Annotated in this window: 2 protein-coding genes; both read left to right on the top strand. The window is 72.9% G+C overall.

Annotation, left to right across the window (positions count from 1 at the left end):
• On the top strand, positions 1 to 444 hold a 444-nt coding region (locus tag BN903_RS08290), incomplete at its 5' end, for a hypothetical protein (RefSeq protein WP_048077294.1).
• A gap of 91 nt (positions 445 to 535) precedes the next feature.
• Positions 536 to 1,724, top strand: a 1,189-nt coding sequence (locus BN903_RS08295; protein WP_048077295.1) for an amidohydrolase, incomplete at its 3' end; no start/stop codon positions are given.

Genomic DNA, 1,724 nt, shown 5'->3' on the forward strand with positions numbered 1-1,724 from the left:
GCCCGCGTCCCGGTCCGACTCGGCTGTCGCACGCCGACCGACCGCCCGTGGATCGTCTCGCTGTGGTTCGCGTGGGATCCGGTGGCCGGACCTCGCGGCGACGACGCAGGCGACCCCGACCGCCCGAGCGGCGCGATCCGCTGTGCGACGAGCGCGACCGCCGACCTCGTCGAGTTCGTCGAACACGACGACGAGGTCTCCTTCGACGTATCGACGAACGACCCGCCGTACAAGGGCGTCCGCGGCCGCGGCCGCGCGACGGTCGTCCCCGACGAGGACAAGCGGCTCCTGCGGTCGCTTCTGGAGAAGTACCTCGGCGGGGTCGACAACGCGACCGGCGAGCGGCTCCTGCGCCCCGAGCGCGAGGAGGTCGAGATCCGGATCGAGCCCGAGCGGCTCCACACGTGGGACTACTCGGAGCGGATGGGACCGGCGGCGGAGTAAGCCGGTCGCGGCCGCTCCGCGTCGGCCGCGTTCCGGCGGTCCCGCTCTCCGACAGGCGATCGTTTAAGCGGTCGCCGGGCCACCCACGGGTATGAGCGTTCTCGACAACGACGAGTACCGCGCGTTTCGCCGCGACCTCCACCGCCACCCCGAGCCGGCGTGGCGCGAGTTCTACACCACCGCCCGCATCGTCGAGGCCCTCCGCGAGCGGGACCTGACGGCGCTTCACGTCGGCCGCGACGCGCTGGCGACCGAGGAGCGCCTGAACGTCCCGGACGACGAGGAGCTAGCCGAGTGGGAGACGCAGGCCCGCGAGGCGGGTGCGGACCCCGAGATCGTCGACCGGCTCTCCGGCGGCTACACCGGCTGCGTCGCGGTCGTCGAGCGCGGCGACGGTCCCGTGGTCGGCCTGCGCGTCGACATCGACGGCCTCCCGATCACCGAGTCGGAAGCGGGCGACCACGTCCCGGCCGGGGAGGGGTTCCGCTCCGAACACGAGGGGTTCATGCACGCCTGCGGCCACGACGCCCACGCGACGATGGGGCTCGGCGCGCTCGACGCCGTCCTCGACTCCGACTTTTCCGGCACGCTGAAGGTGTTCTTCCAGCCGGGCGAAGAGCAGGTCGCGGGCGGCAAGCCGATGGCCGAGTCCGGCCACCTCGACGACGTCGACTACCTCTACGCGGTCCACGTCGGCTTGGACCACCCGTCCGGCGAGATCGTCTGCGGGGTCGAGGGGTTCCTCGCGGTGCGGCACCTCCTCGCGGAGTTCGAGGGCGAACCCGCCCACGCCGGCGCGCGGCCCGAGCAGGGCCGGAACGCGGTTCAGGCGATGGCGGCAGCGGTCCAGAACCTCTACGCCATCCCGCGGCACGCGGACGGCCCGACGCGGGTGAACGCCGGGCTCGTCGGGGGCGGCACCGCGACGAACATCATCCCGGAGGAGTCGCACATCGAGGGCGAGCTTCGGGGCCAGACGACCGAACTCGCCGAGTACATGTCCGACCACGCGGACCGGATCCTGAACTCGGCCGCGGAGATGCACGACTGCGAGGTCGAGGTGTCGACGCTCGGCGAGGCCCCCAGCGCGACGAGCGACGACGCGCTCGCCGGGCTCGTCCGGGAGTCCGCGGGCGACGTCGCGGGCGTCACGAGCATCGTCGACAGCGACGACCTCGGCGGCTCCGAGGACGCGACGTACCTGATGAACCGCGTCCAAGAGCGCGGCGGACTCGCCTGCTACCTCGGCGTCGGCACCGACCACCCGGGCGGCCACCACA

Source organism: Halorubrum sp. AJ67 (assembly GCF_000513435.1).